At 35.9% G+C, this 19233-nt stretch carries 16 protein-coding genes; 7 read left to right on the top strand and 9 right to left on the bottom strand.

The genetic code is table 11. The features are described from left to right. Positions 1 to 363 precede the first annotated feature (363 nt). Genes M030_RS0112120 through deoC form a run of 3 tightly spaced genes read left to right on the top strand, consistent with a single transcriptional unit; the run spans position 364 to position 2545 of the window. The gene (locus M030_RS0112120; RefSeq protein ID WP_027373741.1) at positions 364 to 1299 is read left to right on the top strand and encodes an endonuclease; all 936 of its coding nucleotides are present in this window, start codon (positions 364 to 366) and stop codon (positions 1297 to 1299) included. Between the two features lie 27 nt (positions 1300 to 1326). After that, positions 1327 to 1797 carry an Lrp/AsnC ligand binding domain-containing protein gene (locus M030_RS0112115; RefSeq protein ID WP_002976659.1) on the top strand — a complete coding sequence of 157 codons (471 nt, stop codon included), beginning with the start codon at positions 1327 to 1329 and terminating at the stop codon, positions 1795 to 1797. Between the two features lie 4 nt (positions 1798 to 1801). Next, positions 1802 to 2545 carry a deoxyribose-phosphate aldolase gene (gene deoC, locus M030_RS0112110; protein ID WP_027373740.1) on the top strand — a complete coding sequence of 248 codons (744 nt, stop codon included), beginning with the start codon at positions 1802 to 1804 and terminating at the stop codon, positions 2543 to 2545. A 50-nt stretch (positions 2546 to 2595) separates the two neighbouring features. Here the strand turns inward: deoC and dusB are convergent, their stop codons facing one another. Together dusB and M030_RS0112100 are read right to left on the bottom strand one after the other, a co-directional pair. Then, entirely contained in the window at positions 2596 to 3591 is a 996-nt protein-coding gene (gene dusB, locus M030_RS0112105; protein ID WP_027373739.1) for a tRNA dihydrouridine synthase DusB, read from the bottom strand. 161 nt (positions 3592 to 3752) lie between these two features. Further along, a complete protein-coding gene (locus M030_RS0112100; protein ID WP_081806335.1) occupies positions 3753 to 6980 on the bottom strand; it encodes a hypothetical protein in 3228 nt (1075 codons plus the stop codon). Between the two features lie 150 nt (positions 6981 to 7130). Here M030_RS0112100 and M030_RS0112095 point away from each other — a divergent pair, with 150 nt between their 5' ends. From M030_RS0112095 to M030_RS0112080, 4 genes are all read left to right on the top strand, one after another. Continuing rightward, positions 7131 to 7886: a T9SS type A sorting domain-containing protein gene (locus tag M030_RS0112095; RefSeq protein ID WP_027373737.1), complete on the top strand. Its 756-nt coding sequence runs from the start codon at positions 7131 to 7133 to the stop codon at positions 7884 to 7886. Between the two features lie 210 nt (positions 7887 to 8096). Next, positions 8097 to 8309: a hypothetical protein gene (locus M030_RS0112090; protein WP_027373736.1), complete on the top strand. Its 213-nt coding sequence runs from the start codon at positions 8097 to 8099 to the stop codon at positions 8307 to 8309. 324 nt (positions 8310 to 8633) lie between these two features. Further along, a complete protein-coding gene (locus tag M030_RS0112085) occupies positions 8634 to 9422 on the top strand; it encodes a carbohydrate binding domain-containing protein (protein ID WP_027373735.1) in 789 nt (262 codons plus the stop codon). Between the two features lie 173 nt (positions 9423 to 9595). Beyond that, positions 9596 to 10405, top strand: a complete 810-nt coding sequence (locus M030_RS0112080) for a lamin tail domain-containing protein (protein WP_027373734.1) — start codon at positions 9596 to 9598, stop codon at positions 10403 to 10405. A gap of 122 nt (positions 10406 to 10527) precedes the next feature. On the opposite strand, the gene M030_RS0112075 is transcribed toward M030_RS0112080, so the two are convergent. The 7 genes from M030_RS0112075 to M030_RS0112045 form a co-directional block, all read right to left on the bottom strand. Continuing rightward, on the bottom strand, positions 10528 to 13350 hold the full coding sequence (locus M030_RS0112075; RefSeq protein ID WP_027373733.1) for an aminopeptidase N: 2823 nt from the start codon (positions 13348 to 13350) through the stop codon (positions 10528 to 10530). 53 nt (positions 13351 to 13403) lie between these two features. Then, on the bottom strand, positions 13404 to 14783 hold the full coding sequence (pyrF, locus tag M030_RS0112070) for an orotidine-5'-phosphate decarboxylase (protein ID WP_027373732.1): 1380 nt from the start codon (positions 14781 to 14783) through the stop codon (positions 13404 to 13406). 116 nt (positions 14784 to 14899) lie between these two features. Continuing rightward, positions 14900 to 15241, bottom strand: a complete 342-nt coding sequence (locus M030_RS0112065; RefSeq protein ID WP_027373731.1) for a YkvA family protein — start codon at positions 15239 to 15241, stop codon at positions 14900 to 14902. Between the two features lie 84 nt (positions 15242 to 15325). Then, positions 15326 to 15865: a TlpA family protein disulfide reductase gene (locus M030_RS0112060; RefSeq protein ID WP_027373730.1), complete on the bottom strand. Its 540-nt coding sequence runs from the start codon at positions 15863 to 15865 to the stop codon at positions 15326 to 15328. A gap of 10 nt (positions 15866 to 15875) precedes the next feature. After that, positions 15876 to 16439 carry a thioredoxin family protein gene (locus M030_RS0112055; protein WP_027373729.1) on the bottom strand — a complete coding sequence of 188 codons (564 nt, stop codon included), beginning with the start codon at positions 16437 to 16439 and terminating at the stop codon, positions 15876 to 15878. Positions 16440 to 16456: 17 nt separating this feature from the next. After that, on the bottom strand, positions 16457 to 17527 hold the full coding sequence (gene aroC / locus M030_RS0112050; RefSeq protein WP_027373728.1) for a chorismate synthase: 1071 nt from the start codon (positions 17525 to 17527) through the stop codon (positions 16457 to 16459). A 50-nt stretch (positions 17528 to 17577) separates the two neighbouring features. Beyond that, the gene (locus M030_RS0112045) at positions 17578 to 19212 is read right to left on the bottom strand and encodes an LIC_10190 family membrane protein (RefSeq protein WP_027373727.1); all 1635 of its coding nucleotides are present in this window, start codon (positions 19210 to 19212) and stop codon (positions 17578 to 17580) included. Positions 19213 to 19233 lie beyond the last annotated feature (21 nt).

The following is a 19233-nucleotide window of genomic DNA, read 5'->3' as shown; positions in this document are numbered from 1 at the left end:
CTAATATTCCTTCAAACATAATCTTTTTAACTATTCCATTTATCAAAATGTTAAATGGAATAATATTTGTTATATCAATAAATTAAAGGTAAAATATTAGCAAAAATAGTTTTTGGTTGAAATTTTATTTTCATTATTTTGATTTTTAGTGTTGCTCAAATTTCGATTTGTGACATAAATATCACCAATAATTGAAAATTTAATTTGATATATCTTGTTTTGTTGATTTTTTTGTTATATTTGAAATGTTTCTTAATTAGAAGAATATTCAAGGAAATGATTAAAAAATCAGTAAAATTTGAAAAAAAATAAATTTACATTTAACAGAAAGAACAAAATAATAAAGTATAGAAATTAATGTCGATGGAATTGTTCTCTTTTTATAATGTTGAAAATTTATTCTTACCAGATCCTAAACCTGTACACAAATTAGATCCTACAAAGTCAGGCTTACGGAACTGGGATGAAAAGAGATATAAAAACAAGCTTTTTAAAATCTCACACGTATTTCAATTGATGAAGGAGGAAAATGGGATACTGCCATTTATGATAGGATTATCCGAGGTTTCCGGAAGGAAAGTTTTGGAAGATCTTATTCAAATGGAACCTTTCAACGCTGAATATGGAATTGTACATTACAATTCAATGGATGAAAGAAAGGTAGATGTAGCAATGTTATATGATAAAAATAAAGTAGAGGTTATAGATTCTGAAACCATTACTTTCTTTTTTGAAATTATAAATAAAAACACAGGAAATTACGACACAACCAGAGACGTGCTTTTTTCAAAAGTTAAGTATAAAGGGGAAATTATTAATGTCTTTATCGCGCATCTTCCCTCTAAGCGAGAGAAAGATATTAATAAACCTAAAAGATCCTTTATCCTGGCCGAAATCCGTGAACGGATTATGAAACTAGTAAACGCTGATAAAGAACATGTCATATTGTGTGGTGATTTTAACGAAAACCCGGATGATGAAAATTTAGTACAAATTCTCTATGACAACGATCATGAGAAGGTTTTGATGAACCCTTTTCAGGAGTTGTTTTCTGCAAGAAATTATTCTACTTTTCATTATAAATCTGGATTGCTGTATGATCAGATTATTATGTCGAGATCCCTTCTTGATAATAATACACTGGCTTTTCAGGGTGCACATATTTTTAATTCTGAAAAAATCAGCAGCAGGACCAGAAATTTTGAAGGAAGACCCTTCCGAACATACGCTGGTACCCGGTATTTAGGAGGATATAGTGATCATTTTCCGGTTTTTGTAACATTTAAAAGTTTACAGTAAAAAAACATAAATAATAAAAAAGTAGAAATGAAAAATTCGAGCAACACAAGCTATCATTTAGATTCAATCGACAAAGAAATTATCTACATGTTGATGGATAATGCTAAAACATCATTAGCACACATCTCAAAAAATGTAGGGATTTCCACTACAGCAGTACATCAAAGAATTAAAAAACTGGAACACGCGGGAGTTATTGAAAACTCAATTTCATTCCTTAATCCTAAAAAAATCGGATATAAGGTAATTTCCTACATCGGCGTGTTTTTGGATCAGCCAAGTCATTATCCTGAAGTGGTAAAATCTTTGCATGATATCAACGAAGTAGTGGAAGCCCACTATACAACCGGAAATTATACAATATTCCTTAAGGTTCTTTGTAAAGATAATGATCATTTGATGCAAATCCTTAGCAAACTGCAAAAGTTGAAAGGAGTAACAAGAACAGAAACTTTTATATCTTTGGAACAAGGTATTTACAGACAATTGAAAGTATAACGATATGAACATAGCCCAATATTTGGATTCAACTTACCTGAAAACTCCTGAACAATCGGGGATTTCACATGAAGCAACTCTTCAAAAAGATAAAGAACTGGCTCAGGAAGCCATTGATAATGGTATTTTTGCCGTGATGATTCGTCCGGATTATGTATCTGAAATCAAAAAATATATTCAGGAAAGAAATTCAAATGTTGCAGTGGGAACTGTGATCGGTTTTCATGAAGGAACGTATTCAGTTGATGAGAAGCTTGCAGAGGCATCAAAAGCAATTGGAGACGGTGCAGATGAACTTGATTTTGTCATTAATTATAATGCTTATCTTCAGGGAGACAAGGAATTGGTAAAAAACGAATTTATAAAATGCACAAGTTTGTCGCTTGAGCATCATAAAATTGTTAAATGGATTATCGAGATTGCCGCATTGACTGATGAGCAAATCGCTGATCTCACCAAAAGTATTTCTAACTGGGCAGAAGAAAATTTTTCTGAAAATGATTTAGCCAATATTTTCGTTAAATCCTCTACAGGATTCTATGAAACGACCGGCGGAAAACCGAACGGTGCCACATTCGAAGGAATAAAAATCATGTTGGATAATGCAGGTAAACTTCCTGTAAAAGCAGCAGGTGGAGTAAGAACGCCTGAAGATGCTGAGAAAATGATCAACATGGGTGTCAAAAGAATAGGAACCTCGTCAGCACTAGCTTTAATTCAAAATGAATCTTCATCAGGAGGATACTAAAATAAAATTTAATAAAAAAAACCATCAATTTAATTGATGGTTTTTTTGTTTTATACCTGAGCCTGATATTCTTCGTAGAATTGCTGAGTCTCTTTAATGAGGCTGTCCATTTCTTCCATTGTAAAGACTTCAAGAAACTTTTTTCTGAATTCTTTGAAATGGGGAATACCTCTGAAATAGTTGCTGTAGTGCTGTCTCATTTCAACCAGTCCCAATCTTTCTCCTTTCCATTCCGCGCTCCATTCTGCATGCTGACGTACTGCTAACAGACGGTCAGAAATCGTAGGAGCAGGCAAATGTTCACCTGTTGTAAAGAAATGTTTGATTTCATTAAATATCCATGGATAACCGATAGCCGCACGTCCGATCATAATCCCGTCACATGCATATTTTTGTTTATACTCTAATGCTTTTTCAGCAGAATCTATATCACCGTTTCCGAAGATTGGAATTTCAATATTCGGATTTTGTTTGATTCTTGAAATATGTTCCCAATCAGCTTCCCCTTTGTACATTTGTGCACGGGTTCTGGCATGAATCGTAAGGGCTTTGATCCCCGTTTCCTGCAAACGCTCTGCTACTTCATCAATATTAATGGAGGTACTGTCCCAGCCTAAACGGGTTTTAACAGTTACCGGCAAATGAGTAGAACTTACCACTGCCTTCGTAAGACGCACCATTAGATCAATATCTTTCAGAACACCTGCTCCCGCCCCTTTACAAACAACTTTTTTTACAGGGCACCCGAAGTTAATGTCTACCAAATCCGGGTTGACGGTTTCAACAATTCTTGCCGACATGGCCATTGCTTCTTCATCTCCCCCAAAGATTTGTATACCAACGGGTCTTTCATAATCGAAGATGTCCAGCTTTTTACGGCTTTTGATAGCATCACGAATCAGTCCTTCGGACGAAATAAATTCCGAATACATCAAGTCTGCACCGTGCATTTTACACAAACGTCTGAACGGAGGATCACTTACGTCTTCCATCGGAGCCAGCAAAAGTGGAAATTCCGGCAGTTCTATGTTGCCTATTTTTATCATGGTGCAAATTTACAAAATTCTAAACATTCATAAAATATGCTAATATCTATGAGTGTGATGGGAGAGTTTTGTATGCCTGAAAAGTTCCGAATACTAATAGATCTTGAATTTGAAAAAACTTATTTGCGAGTCAGAGTGCATGCATTTACTATTTTCAACTATCAAAAGCTTGCTTTCAACTGCATACTTCCAATATGAATCGTCCTGTCACCCGAATTTCTTCCTTCATAATTTAAATTTAACTGAATGAAAGAGTTGATAGCCTGCTGAATAAATACGCTCCAGACCTGATTTTTTCCAGGCTTCAGACCATCTAGCATCTGGTTTCCTACGATACTGAAGTTGTTTCCGTTGAAATTGTTGTTGATGAACGAGAAGTTTCCGCGGATAGACGTTTTTTTCCTTTCCCATTGAATCGTTCCGGTCACATCGAATGCTTTCAGTAATTCTTCTCCATCCAATCTTTTTTTCTGACGGTAAGCAGAGGAAAGTTCAGCTTGTATGGCATCTGTGAATTTATACGTGGCTTTTGGTTTGGTTTCAAAATTATTGAGGCGATAATCTCGCGTTGTAAATTGTTGGGAAGAGTTTTTAATATCATGAACGGAGTTTTCCCAATCCACCCTGAATTCTTTGTTGAACCAATATCCTATATTCACAAATTGAGAAGTCTGTTGACGCTCTTCGTTACTGAAATTGGCATTGATAAGGTTGTCATTGGTGATGAATCTGTAGTTCCCGTTCCATCCCGATTTATCAGTGGGATTAAACTGTACTGAGGCTAAGATGTTCTGATTTTTAAGAATCTGATCACTGTTTTTTTCAAATGGATTTAAAACTAAAACTTTATCTTTTTTATAGAATGAATTTTGAGAATTTAAAGAAACATTGAAGTTCCAGCGCTTTAAGAATTTATTTTCTGAATTAAAAACAATGGCCGGATTGACAAATAATGCCAGCTGTAATTTATTTTTATTGGAAGGAATATATCTGACCGAATTGGTGTAAACCCTGATATATTTTGCAAGATCAGAATATTCCGCAATCTCAAACTCATCGAGCTGCTGAATGCCGTCTCCGTTGTAATCTGTCCATTTATAAATGCCCTGGCCATCTGTTACTTTGATATACTGGAATTCCCTTTGAGCTTCCTGCCCGTTTCCAAGTTCATAAAAAGCCTGAAGACGCATTCCGTTTCTGAAAAGCTGCTGATTATACAGAATATTTCCAACCACAAAGTCATTATTTCTGGTGGTGACATTAGGATCTACATTCTGATAAAAGAATTTCCTATAGTGAATCAGAACATTTAAAGAGGTTCTTTCGTTTTTGATAATCTGACTTTCAGCCATAACCCCCAAAATATTATTCATGTTTTGAAGCCTGTTGTCGCGTACTGAGTCGTTATCTCTCATATAGACCTTGGCAAGTAATTTGGTGCGGGTGCTGTCGCCAATTTTCTTTTGCACGAAGAGTTCTTTCCAGCTGAAACTGGTGACATCCATGAGCTGAGAATCATTATATTTTTTCTCATTATGTTCCATGCTTCCTCCGATTGTCCAGCTTCCTTTTTTACCGGTGTATTCTGTTGAAACTCCTCCTCTGATAAATTTAGTGTCCTGAAGCGTAGCGTTGGTACTCAGGTAAGAAAGAGTACCTTTTGTGAAAAATTTTCCGCTGATCCAGCCAAAATCAAGATCGTTTTTGATTCCTTTATATGAATCCTGTTCGTTCAGATAATTGATGCGGTAATTTAAGGTTGATTTATTATTCCACTTATTTAAAAAGCTGAAAATAAATCTGTTCTGGGTTTTCTTGTTGAATTCCTGTGCGAGGTTAAAATCTCTGGAGAATTCAACATCATTGATACGGTCTAAGATGTGGAACTGCCTGTCGATGTACTGATATTCAAAGCTCGGAGTTCCTTTCCAGTTGTTTTTTGTAAAACTTTTATTACCGAAAATACGGTATGCGTATCCGATATTCTGATCCGAATCTTTCGAAGAAAATAAATTGACATCGTAATTACTCAATGAAATATCGGCACCAATCTTTCCTTCATTCAATAAGTATTCTGAGTTAAGGGAGAATACCTGGGATTTTTGTGGTGAAGGCAGTTTTCTTACGGCTCTGTAATCCCCTGCATTAGGACCTACATATTCAAAAACACGGCCGTTATTGGTAGTTTGTGCAGTTTTATAATCACCCTGATTTACTCCAAAGTAGGTGAAAGAAACCTGGTAAAGAGGCTCATTCTGATCAGTTGAAAACTCGTAATTCCCTGCAGCATTCTTACGATACAGGATTTTATTAACGTCGTATTCTGTAAGAACTCCGGATGGAGCGTACATCAGATTAGGATCATTTCCTGCGTCGGCCAGAATCTGTTCATCTTCTTTTGACAGGTTTAAAGAAAGCGGTGCGTTTTTGTTGTCGTTTTCCATAAACCAATTCAGGCCTACCTTGAACTTTTCTCTCTGATGTTCAAGTTTTCCGGTAAATAAATATCTGGAATAGTTTCTGTTGGCGTAGTTATATGAAATTGTAATAAAATTCTGTTGGAAAATAGGGCGGAAGCTGGTAAAGGTTACCTCGCCTGTATTGTAATTGATGATGTAATCCTGGTTTTCACCTCGTTTCATTAAGATCCCGTCAATAAAAACCTGTTCCGAACCGGAGATAAGGGTGATAAACTGTTCTCCGTTTTTACCGGTTAGACGGTAAGGTCCCTGGTTTCCTTCAACACCCTGAAAACGTACCCTGTGAAACTCACTTCTCGCTACTCCGGCGGAAACGTCTATAAAAGTTTTATTCTCTTTTCCAAGTTCTGTCTGGAACTGAATTCCCATACTTCTTCGCTGGTATTTGGCAAAATAATTTTTCGCTTCTACCAAATCTAAATGACCGGCCCTGAGGATAGATTTATCTTTAATATTAAGCTGTATATAAATCTTATCAAACTCTTCCAAAGTCTGGGTATAGCCATCAGCCTGAATTGGCAAATTATGATCCGAAATACTTGCCAGAATAGTGACATCCTTTGAAAGCCGGCCGGAAATCTGCAGGTCCATTGAACTTTGAACAGACTGCCCCTGATTATTACCAAAAGTGATTCCACGGATGATTGAACCTTTAGAATTAAGCTCGCCTAAAAATCTTTTTTTATCATTTTTGGCGAGTACAGCTTCGTCTATAACAATTTTATTATTGGTTCTTATAAAGTCCAGGGTGTCTTTTGCAAAGATATCCTGTTCCAGTCTTGCGGCGAGAATACTGTCTCTTTTAATGCTATCTTCAGGAACGTTAGGATTTTTCCACGAAAATACCTGAGCATTTCCTGAAAATATGCCTAAAGAAAAGAAAACAAATAGAAGAATAAAATTCCGCAAGCCCTTGAAAATAATTCGTAAAAATAATTAAAAAATGTTAATACCAAGAGGTCCAGGATTATTAACAGAAATTTAATCTGATTATTGTGAAGTCTTGAAAATTCGCTTGTATTTTAGCCGCAAAATTATTAATTATTAAATTCTTACAACATGAAAAAACTTTATTCATTATTGGCAACAGCAATGTTTGCCACTATTACTTTTGCTCAGACTACTATTTTCAATGCTAGTTTTGATGACTTGGCAGGAACGGGAGGAAACGATAATGTCTGGTCGGGAAATATCGGAACCAATTCATTAAATGCTTATACAGGTGCAGGATGGGTATTTGCAGGAGCAGGTGGTGCCGCACAATGTATAAAAGCGGGTTCGTCCAGTACAGCAGGAGCTGTAACCACCCCCGCGTTAAACGGGCTTGCAGGAGATGCTACTTTAACTTTTAGAGCAGGTGGATATGGTACCGATAACACTACATTAACGGTTACTATTAGTGGTGGTGGAAGTATTAACGGAGCAAGCAGTTTTACGTTAACTAATTCTGCATTTTCTAATTACACGGTAAATATAGTGGGAGGAACTTCCGCTACAAAACTGAAATTTGCAGCCGCTTCAACTTCAAAACGTTTTTTTATTGATGATATCAAAGTTGATATGAACGGATCTCTTTCAGTGGATAATGCTAAAGCATCTGCTAAAAAGTTCGTTAAAAATACTTCGGTAGATAATGACATTTATTTTGGTGTAAAATCAGAGGTGAAAATTTATAATGTAAACGGACAACTGGTGAAAACAGCATCAGTAGCTGAGAACGGAACAGTACATATCGCAGAGCTTCCAAAAGGCATTTATATTGTAACGGGAATTGTAAATGGAAAAAGTACTTCTGAGAAAGTAATTAAAAAATAGTTTTACTTTATATCAGTATAAAAGGGTTATCGGAAATCTGATAACCTCTTTTTGTTGTTTCTTACTTTTTATGACCAAAACTTGTAGACAATTTAATTAATGTTATTATAATGTACTAATCAATTATTTTGAGTTTTATTCATTGTTTTTACTTAATTCACGTGTTTTACAATATTTGTTGCTGCGCAGGGGTCTGAAACATTTGCCAATATGGCTGAAACAGCTATAGGCGGGCATTTCAACGGATTTGGAACAGGCGGTTATACTGGTGATAACGGAGTAAGCTGGAGCTTTGGAGGAGAAAAAGAATTAATGCAGCTTCTTTATATAGTATTTCAGGTACTTCAGTGGCCTTTAATAATACCGGTGAAAGATATGTTAGAGCAGATGCTGGCCTCAATGGACTGCTGTATCTATTCCTGAAGTATCAAATGTTCAAAAGATAAAGCATTATTTATTAAGAATATTTCGGTAGTGAACGACTTTTTTTTGGAGTAAAATCAGGGGTGAAAAGTTACGATATAAACGGTCAACTGATGAAAACGGCCTCAGTAGTTGAGAATAGAACAGTACATGTTGCAGCGCTTCCGAAAGGCATTTGTAGCAGGGATTGTAAATGGTAACAAGATTTCTGAGAAAATAATTAAAAAATAAATCTATTAATTAACTTATTGTTAAATATATGACGTCATTTAGATCAAATGACGTTTTTTTTGTAGTTTTACCTGTGTAATAAAAAAAATATTTATGAAAAAAATCTTTACTATTTTAGGAATTGTAGGAGTTGCAGCTTTTGCAAACGCACAAAACTTAGTAATCAATCCTGGTTTTGAAAACGGAACTACAGGTTGGTCTGCAACTAATCCGGGTACTGGTACCCCTTATTATCTGCCTACTGTAACAACAACTAATCCGTATGCGGGTATAAATTCAGTAGAATATACTGGAGCAACTGCCACTACAGGATTTGAACAAGATATTCCTGTGTCTCCTGGGGTAACTTATACAATATCTTTTTGGTATAAAGCAATTGGAGATAATACTGATGCAAGAATCTGGGCTAATTATCTAGATGCTTCAAACGCTGCTATTTACCAGGGAGCTACAGCAGCTACGGACCCTCTAAGAGGTCCGAATAATGGATATTTGCCGGCAAGTACTGCATGGACCCAGCATTCTGTTACCGTAACTGCTCCGGCAAATGTTGTTAAATTACATTTACAAGTTCGTGCCTATAATAATTCTACACAGGTTGCTTTTGATGATTTCTCAGTAACCTCAGGAACATTAGCAGTGGGAGAAGTTTTACCTTCAAAACATAGAATGATTAAAAACACTTTCGTAAAAAGCAGTGAAATTACTTTCGGAGCCGATGTGAAGGATGTGAAGATTTTCAACATGTACGGACAAGTCGTAAAACAAGCTTCTGTTAAAGAAAACGGAACTGTAAACGTTGCTGAATTAGCAAAAGGAAGCTATATCGTAACAGGAACTGTAAACAAAGAAGCAGTATCTCAAAAAATCTTAAAAGACTAATTTGTTTTTAGATAAAACTGAGTCGGGCCACTTCGGAGAAGTGGCCCGACTTTTTCACATAAAAACTCCGTTACTATATACCTATTAATGATGGCGTTTTTTTTGAGATTTCTCAATGTCATGGTATTGTTTTTGATATTTTTATCATAAATTTATCCTTAAATTATCTGTTGATGAAAAAAATCTTTACTAGTGTTGTATTGGTAATGGTAGCTGCATTTTCGAATGCCCAGATTGTTATCAATGAAATTTATGGCGGCAACGAAAACTCGGGTGCCCTCTTAAAGAATAATTATATTGTACTTAAAAATATTGGTACCTCACCGGTTTCTTTAACAGGTGCAAGTATACAATATGCTCCGGCAATCGGACCCTTTACTCAATATCATACCTTACCTGACCTCACTTTGGGGCCTGATCAGACTTACCTGATTCAGGAAGCACCTATAGCAGGTGGCACAGAAGATTTGCCTGCCCCGGATTTTATTGCAACCACGGTTATCAACTTTGACGGAACTCCCAATAAATCTACCGGGATGAAAATTTCGAATGTTTCCGGTAAAATTGCTTTGGCAGGAAGTATCGTACAGGTTTTGAGTCCTGATTCCTCCAATGTTCTTGATTTTGTAGGATATGGCTCCAATGCAGACCAGTTTAAAGGGGATGGTCCTGCGCCGTCGCCCACTACGACGACAGCAATAAAGAGAACTTTAAACGGAAGCAGTGATAATATGACGGATTTTTCCCTGGAAGGAAACGCTAAGTCAGGTTTCGTTCAGAATCCATTCATAAAAGATGGTAAAATTGTTTTTGGGATGGAAGTTAAAGATGCTAAAGTTTATGATACTTTTCGACAGGTTGTTAAAAAATCACCAACCAAATTTGCCTTAGCCCTGGATATCACAGAACTTCCGCGGGGTACTTATATTGTAACCGGAACGATTAACAATGTTCCTATCTCACAAAAAATTATTAAAGATTAGTCTTAAACATAAGTAACAGCCCATATAATGAGCTGTTATTTTAATATCTTATAAAGCAAAGGATAAAAAAGTGAGATTGTCAACTTTTAATTCACAACTTTACATGCTCCATTCTCAATTCATTAGTACCATCCTCTTCTGGCCGCATTAATGATAGAACTCAGGTTAAGGACCAGGGTATACCTGATGCGCTTCGCATAATCTTTGAAGGCAGGTTCAAATCCTAAAGAAGATTGTATCGGGAAATAAATTTCCAGAAAATCAGGAATAATTCTCACCTTAATACCACTATCCCAGATGAACTTAGAAGGAAGATCTTTATTTTTATATATTCCTGCATCAGCATATACATGAAATATTTTCCAGACACTTGAATCTACATTGAAAGAAGTGATCCATTGATTGACCGTACCCGGAATAAAAGATTTAAATCCTCCGTCCGCCAGAATAAACTGCTGAGAAAGAAGGCCACTATCTGCACTTTCTCCCAAAAGATTATAGGAAAAAGAATAGTTGGATACCCTGGAAATTCCGTAATCAAACAAATTGTTTCTGGTATCATTTCTTACGAAGTATCCGGCAAATAGACGAAGACTTAATTTTTGTTTCGGAGCAAATTCCCATCTGTAGAAGCCTTCAGCGGTAATTTTGTTAAAATCTTCCATTCCCTGCGTACTGAGACTAAAGCTTTTTTCATGGATCATTTTGTTGTCTGTATAACCATATCCCAGACTCCAGAGATTGTATTTTTTATAATCATTATTGGCAATCATTTTAGGGCTCAGATCTCTTTCAAAATAATTATAGGAAAATCCTAAGCTTCTGCTTACAGTACTCCTTGGGTTTTTCCTGAAATTAATATTTGAAAATAATCCTACTTTTTTATATGCTAAACCATAATCATAATGGAAGTAAGAGCCCGAAGCACCCAATGTAAGGCTTCGGATTATGCTTTCAGCAGGTAAGAAAGAATAGGAAGCAGCTCCTGATCCCGTCAGTTTTCCAGTCCCCGTACTGTAAGTCGGAGTAACGGAATACAGAAACTTTTCATCAAAAAAAGATTGGTTTTTAAGATTAATACCCAGAAGAAACTTATCATACGTATTGTTGAAACGTACTCTGGGGCTTATATAGATCTCATTATATTCCGGATCCGGAATATCTTTTATTAATTTTAGCTTGATTCTTTTGGTATTGGAAAATAAACCTTTAGCATAGAGAAAATTATCCCTGTATTTCGATTCAGGAAAAATGTAGCCACTGTTGAGGGTAACCTTATAAATATTGTCGGAAGCAGGAAGAGAAATAGTTGTTGCATCCTTGTTCTCCTCGGTTTCTATCCAATATGTTTTCTTCTGGCCTTCTTTGGTCTGAGTTTCCATTTTTACCGGGATCGATGCGGTTGTATTTTTTAAGATTTTGATTTGTAAAGAATCATTTTCTTTATCAATATGACCCAGCTTGAAATCGACTCTGTTTTTATGTTTCAAAAAGTCCGAAAGATAAGTTGTCGATTTGTCTTTTTCGGAAAGAGTTTTCAGAAATTCTTCAGGATTAATCCTTTTTCCGGAATTTTGAGTGATATAATTTTTTAGAATATCGTTAAAACGCTCACTTCCCATTTTGTCTGCAGAATAGCTCAACAGACTTCCCGTTTCAAAGCTGCTGATGGCCATCTCATTGAAATTGCTCAGGGAGGTAAAATCCTCTTCAATCTTTTGATCCAGGTTTTGCAGCATGATATACTGGTAGGTTAAACCATAACGATCAAGAAGTTTAAGCTTAGAGGCATGGAAAAATTTTAAAGGTTTTATTCCGAAAATTTTTGTTTCCGGCAGCATACCCAGGAGTTTTGTATCGTGGTAGAATTTGTCAAGGTATTGGATCTCAAGATATGACTTTACCCCATTCGTAAACCAGTGATCTTTTTGTTTATCGGCAATTACGCTTTCATTCAGGATCTTTTTGGTGATGATTCCCAAATAATCAAGATCAGTTTTTTCAGCATCGGTGAATAGCTGAAATCTGAATTTCCAGAATTTAATATCATTATTTCCAAAAAAATCTTCCTTTGCCTTGAACTTATCTGAAATAAAAATACTTTCAGGGAGGCTTCCGATTCTCTCTTTTAGAAATTTTAAATGAAGTGGCAGGTAAAACTCAAGATCCTGCTTTTCTTCCGGTTTTAAATTGTAACCAAATTTGATCTCAGTAGTATTTCCGTCAATATTAGTTTTAATAGACGGATAAGTAATTGGTGAAATTAAGAATTCCGGGTCGGAGTCCAGATATCCTTTAAAAGAATTCATCTGTGTCTGCGGGAGGTTCCCTTCCACAAAACTATTGACAGGAATATCAAAATTGACGGTCCAGAAGGTATTAAAATTGACCGGTTCTTCAATATCGTGATATTTTCTTTCAGAAATATTGTCCGGATCAAAATGATCCGGAACAATAAAGAAATATTTTAATGCAATATTCTGATCGGATGTTCCATATCCCGTAAATGTCTTGTCGGGAAGCTGCATCCTGTATTGTAATTGCAGTGTAATGCTTTTACCTGGTTGCAAAACTTCTTTCAGAGGAATAAAGAGATTTTCATCTGAAAGGGTATTGACAGGGATCACCTGATTTTCTGAACTTTTGACGGTCAGATCAAGTAATTTACCCAGTTGACTGTCTTTTGCAAAATGGAGGTCGTGATTCCTGTCTTCCAGTTTTCTGTAGACTAAAGAGGTTCCACGCCTGTTATATGCCGAAATCCAGTTCAGGAGTTTTACCGTATGAAGATCTTTTTCAGAATGATTGTGATAGACAATCTCCTGATTGATTTCAAGGGATTTTCTGTCTGAAGACAATCTGGCTTCAATATAGATGCTGTCTTTTTGCGCAGAAACCTGTGCAACTCCCCAAAACAAAATAAGGCAAATACTGATCTTTTTCAAATACTGGTGATAAAGCTCAAATATAGCTTATTTTGTATATACTTTCTAAGATTTTAATTCTGAATTGCTTTTTTTTCCAAAGAATTAATATACGCATTCCATCCTTCGGTTTTATATGTAACGGCAGATGCTTCAGGATCATCAGACTTATAGATGCCTCTTCCCACAATGATAAAGTCTGTATGCAGAGTCTTGAACACGTGTTCAGGAGTATTATATTGCTGCCCTTTACCGTCTCCCGAATCAGCAAGATTGACTCCCGGAGTAAATAATAAAAGGTCTTCGGGAATCTTGTTCTGAGATACTCCACCGATAACATTCGGGTGTGATATTGCTACTTTTAAGGCTTCCTCACGATAGTTTGCAGTAGTTAATGTGCCTTTTGAAGACATGCCCACAATAGCTACAACCCCTACATTTTTGAAACAATCCAGAGATTCAAAACCTCCGATCACCTGGGAAGTTACAAAATCTGCCCAATCTGTAATCTTAAAGACTCCGCTGGTAAACTGTAATTCCTGAGTATTTCCGATATCAGCAAACTTTCTGTCTTCCATTAATAAAAACTGATGTTTAGCAGCAATTTCTTTTAAAGGAACTATTGTTTTTTCATATTCAAAATCTGAAATAATATCGATATGAGTTTTTAAAGCAACAATATGCGGACCTACTTTCTCTGCCAAAGCCAATAGTTCTTGCGTCGTGGTAACGTCAGCGGAAGCAATCAGGTTAGATTTTTTAGCTAATGCCGCTTCCAGTAATTTTTTGGAAACTGAATGTTGGGCATTTTCAAGTTTTTGTTCATAAGAAGGTCTGATCTCTTCTTCAAACTGAATGTGATTGCCTTGTAAGAAATCCTGAATTCTTTTTACTTCCTCATCAGATAATTCTCCTGTTTCCTGAAGAATATCGCATACCTCCGAAATGTTGAAAAGGGTATATACTCTGTAGCCTTTGTTTTCCAATAGCTGTTTTCCTCCCTGTTCTCTGTCTAAAACGACTACGATATCAGAAACTTTTAGATCTTCCTGCTCAATTTCCGGAATGGTCTCTAATAAAGATTTCCCTGAAGTGATGACATCTTCTACCAAAAGACAGTTTTGTCCTTTCTGGTAAATTCCTTCAATCAGTTTCTTGGTTCCGTAGCTTTTTGCTTCTTTTCTTTTTATAATTAATGGAATGTAACTTTCCAGAGACATTGCTGTAGCCATAGGAAGGGCAGCATAAGGAACACCGCAGATCAGGTCAAAATTATCCAACGGAAGCATTTCCAGTAAATAATTCGCCAGTTTTTTTAAAATTTTCGGATCCGAGGCCAAAGGTCTTAAGTCTACATAAAAAGGACTTTCGATACCGCTTTTCAAAGTAAACCTTCCGAATTTGATGATGCCCAGTTTATAACACTCTAAGAAGAATTCTTTTTTACTTTCCATTATTTTTTATTAGATATTGCAAATTTAAGGATTTGAAACAAGGCTCAAAAATTTATCGTGTATTTGTAAATAAAAAACCACCCCGAATTTCCGGGATGGTTTGTATTTGATAATTATTATTTTATTATTTCAGCATCAATAACCTGGGTACCGCTATATTTTCGCTCAGCTTCCCAAAGTAAAAATTTGTCAACCTCTTTGATGAGTTTAGGAATCGTCAGCGATAAAACGGCTAAGTCGTCCATGACCCCAAGAACCGGAATGGCAAATTCGGGAAGAAGGTCAATAGGAGAGATGACATATAAAATTCCGAGTAACGGAAGAATAATGTCGATGGATCTCATAGGATAAATACCTTTTCTCCACATTTTAACCATTCGGAAAATATCAGGGATCTTTTTTATAAAGCCCTTGTGATTGATAGCTTCTTTTGCAAGATTTAATTTTGAATATTTCATTTTGTGTTCAGATTTAAATAAACTTTTCAACACTATAAATTTCACAAATCCTGTACCAACTAATTATAAATTTAGTTAAAAAAATTACTTGATGATATTGTCAATGAACTGATGCACAGTCTCTGAATCCCAATCTTTTGTAGCGTCCTCCTTGATAAGGATCCTTCCGGTCTTATCCAAAAGGAAAGTTGTAGGAAATACTTTCGGAAGAATTTTTTCAGAAATAGGACTTTGAGCAATATAAACCGGAACAGTATAATTGTTTTCTTTTAAAAACTTTCTCACATCCTCTTCTTTGTCATTCATCGCAATAAGCACAAAATCTACATTGCCTTTTCTGGAATCGTACAATTTTTGAATAGACGGCCATTCTTTTCTGCATGGCGGGCACCAGGTTCCCCAGAAATTCAGGAAAACAGGCTTGTCTTTAAAGGTTTTAAGATTGGTACTGGGAGCATTAATCCCTTTCAGATCAATGTCGTAATCTTCCTCACTTATATGTACGGCATTTTCAATTGTTGCAATCGGGAAGAACTGGTCTTTAAGAAAATTTCTTATTCCCGGTACCAATACAACGATGGCAATGACCGCAATTAATACAACATAAATGATATTCTTTTTCATATTCTGTTTTTTATAGAAGATCTAAAATTTCCTGAACAGCATCTTTTCCTCTGTTTTTGGCATAATATATCTGCAGATCATTATAGAACATATCTTTTGGATAGGCTTCGGGATCTGCCTTGTATTTCATAAGAAGTTCATAACCATATTTAGGGCGAGGACCCCAAGAATTTTTCACATTAAAATCTTTATCAAGGATAAGGACCTTGGGGATAGATTCTGTCCCATTGGTTAAAAACTGATTGATAAGACTTTTATCACTGTCACGAAGAAAAACTTTTACGTCGTTGTGTCCTTCAAAAAATTTGAAAAGGGCAGGTACGGTTGCACTGGCGTCTCCACACCATGCTTCGGAAATAATTAAAATTTTTCCGTCAAAGTTTTTTGCCTCTAATTCTTTTACCTGCTCTTCATCCGGGACATACTTTTTTATAGTTCTGTCCATCCTTTGAAGTCCGAGCTCATAATATTGTTTATAATCAGCTTCCTGCTGGTTGGCCGGATTTTCTAATCTTTTTTTTGCAATCTGAAGGTATTCTTCGAAAGAAATTCCTTTATCCCAGTAATTTTTCATTACGAAAAATATTTATGTTAAAAATTATTGATATTTCTTGTTTTATTAATTAAAAACAGGTCTGCTAAAACAAATGCAGCAAGACTTTCCACTACAGGAACCGCTCTTGGAACTACACAAGGATCATGACGTCCTTTTCCTTCCACTACTACAGGATTTCCTTCTTTGTCAATACTGTCCTGAGGTCTTAAAATCGTCGCTACAGGTTTGAAAGCTACGCGGAAATAAATATCCATTCCGTTAGAAATTCCTCCCTGGATACCTCCTGAAAGATTTGATTTTGTTGTGAAGTCTGTATTGAAAGCATCATTGTGTTCTTTCCCGGTCATTTTTGCACCGCAGAAACCACTGCCATATTCAAAGCCCTTACAAGCATTGATATTGAGCATTGCCTTTGCCAGCTCAGCCTGAAGCTTTGAAAATATAGGTTCACCGATTCCCACCGGAACATTTTTGATGACACAAGTAATTGTGCCGCCAATGGTATTACCTTCTTTTTTAATCTCTTTGATTCTGGAGATCATTTTTTCAGCTGTTTCTGTATCCGGACATCGGACATCATTGCTTTCCGTTTTGGAGAAATCAAGATCCTGATAAGGTTTTTCACAGAAAATATCGCCTACAGAAGAAACGTAAGCGTTAATTTCAATGTTGGGTAACAATTGCTTGGCAAGAGCTCCTGCCACAACCCAGTTCATGGTTTCTCTGGCTGAAGATTTTCCGCCCCCACGATAATCCCTCAGACCAAATTTCTGGTCATAGGTAAAATCAGCATGACTGGGACGATACGCCTGGGCAATATGGTCATAATCTTTTGATTTCTGATTCTCGTTTTCAATAATAAAACCAATAGGGGTACCTGTAGTTTTTCCGTCAAAGATTCCTGAAAGAAACTTTACTGTGTCGCTTTCTTTTCTTTGTGTAACTATAGCAGACTGCCCGGGTTTTCTTCGGTTCAGTTCATATTGAACTTTATTGAGATCTACCGTTAAACCTGCCGGAAAATTATTGATGATACCGCCATAAGCCACTCCGTGACTTTCTCCAAATGTTGTAAGACTAAGAAGATTACCTAATGTGTTGAACATATTACAAAATTACCTTTTTTTCTCCACATAATAAAGTTTCGGGATTTGTTCTATTTATCAGTGCTTTTGATATTATTAATGACCTTCTCAGCTTCCTTTTTTTCTTGCGGACTCAGTTTTCTGGAGATAAATCCTTTTTTAACATCAGTTTTGTCTATAAGTTGAGGGAAAATTCCCGCTTTAATATCTTCAGAAACGTAACTTTCAGATATTGCAGGAAGAGGAGTATCAAAGTTATACGGATAATTTTTTGAAACGTTAAACTTTAAGTTCCCGATTTGATATTCTTTATAATCGTGATATTGATAAGTTGAAGGTTTGTAAAGTTGATCTTTTTCGAATCCTGCCATATAATTTCCCAGTCTGAAACTTGGAATGTACTGCTGAATAAGAGCAGGGAAGGTGAGTACGGAAATAAGAATAGTACTTAACACCGAAAAAATAATAACAGACCTCTTTCTGTCAAAATATTCGTAGAACAGAATGAAAAAAATAACAAAAAAAACATCAATAAAAAAACGGTATTGAGCTGAAAAAGCCAGTATCATTATGGTTTTTATGCATAATGAAACCCAGATCAAAGTGATCAGCTTCTGTTTTTTTATCCAGGTGTATATTGTGAAAATAATAAGGCTTAAAAGGAGGAGAATATTGATTTTTGATTTGATTCCTTTCAGAAAAAGCCAGTTTCTAATAGATTCCCAGCCTGAAAATTTTTGAATTTCTTCGTAGGAATACTGCATGTCATATGTTTTTCTAATGGCGTATTGTGAAGAGGTTTTTAAAATGTCAATATCGGTTTTCCAGGATACTCCAAGGTCGCCTGCTGACACAGGAAATATCGGGTATCCAAAGGTCCATATATTTTTAATCACGAACAGAAAAAGGATTGCAATTCCCGGGATTAATTTTTTGAAACCTGACTGAGAAATAAAAATGTTATAAAGGAAAGCCAGGATGGGCAACCATATCATCGTTGGCTTTATGGTAAAAACAAATACCGAAAAAGCAAAAAGAAGTTTTGTGTTTTTACGTTTCTGAATTATTTCGTGTAGGATAATCAAAGAAAAAATAATAGCCGGGAGATCAGGGCTTGGAGACTGTGAGAACAGTAGTAAAACCGGAATAAAACACAACGATATCCAGCTCTTTTTCTCAATACTATATACAGTGTAAATGATCAGGAGTATAGCATTGATCCGCAGGTAGGGATCAGAGAAATTTGAAAATCCAGCCTGAAAAATATGCCATACCGACATTTGTCCCAAAGTTAAGTCCAGATTGGAAATCCCTTTGACTAATCCATATTCCTTAATCCATTGAATAGAAGGGATGTAATATCCGAAATGATCAAGGATGTAAGGATAGTAAGATCCTGCCATTACAATGATTGATGAAATAAAGGCTAGCAGGTAATAATCCTTCCTAGGAAACTGATACAAAGAAAGATAGAGGCGATCTTTAAAAAACAACAACAATCCGCCCAGGATAGTAAGTATTTCTATATATATATTGAGGGGATAGAAGAAGGAAATAAGAGTCCAGGCTAAGCTTATACCTAAAATTCCGGATAAGATATTTCCTGAAAACCCGGACCATACATTACCCCATAGATTTTCAAAAATTTTTCCCCAACCTGTTAAGACGGGAATAATAAAAATTGCAGAAAGGAGAAGTAATATCATAAAAAAAGATTGCTTAAAAAT

This window comes from Chryseobacterium sp. UNC8MFCol, assembly GCF_000482305.1.
Classification (GTDB): Bacteria; Bacteroidota; Bacteroidia; order Flavobacteriales; family Weeksellaceae; genus Chryseobacterium; species Chryseobacterium indologenes.
The sequence above is the reverse complement of the archived record's forward strand: the minus strand, read 5'-3'. Positions and strand labels throughout refer to the sequence as shown.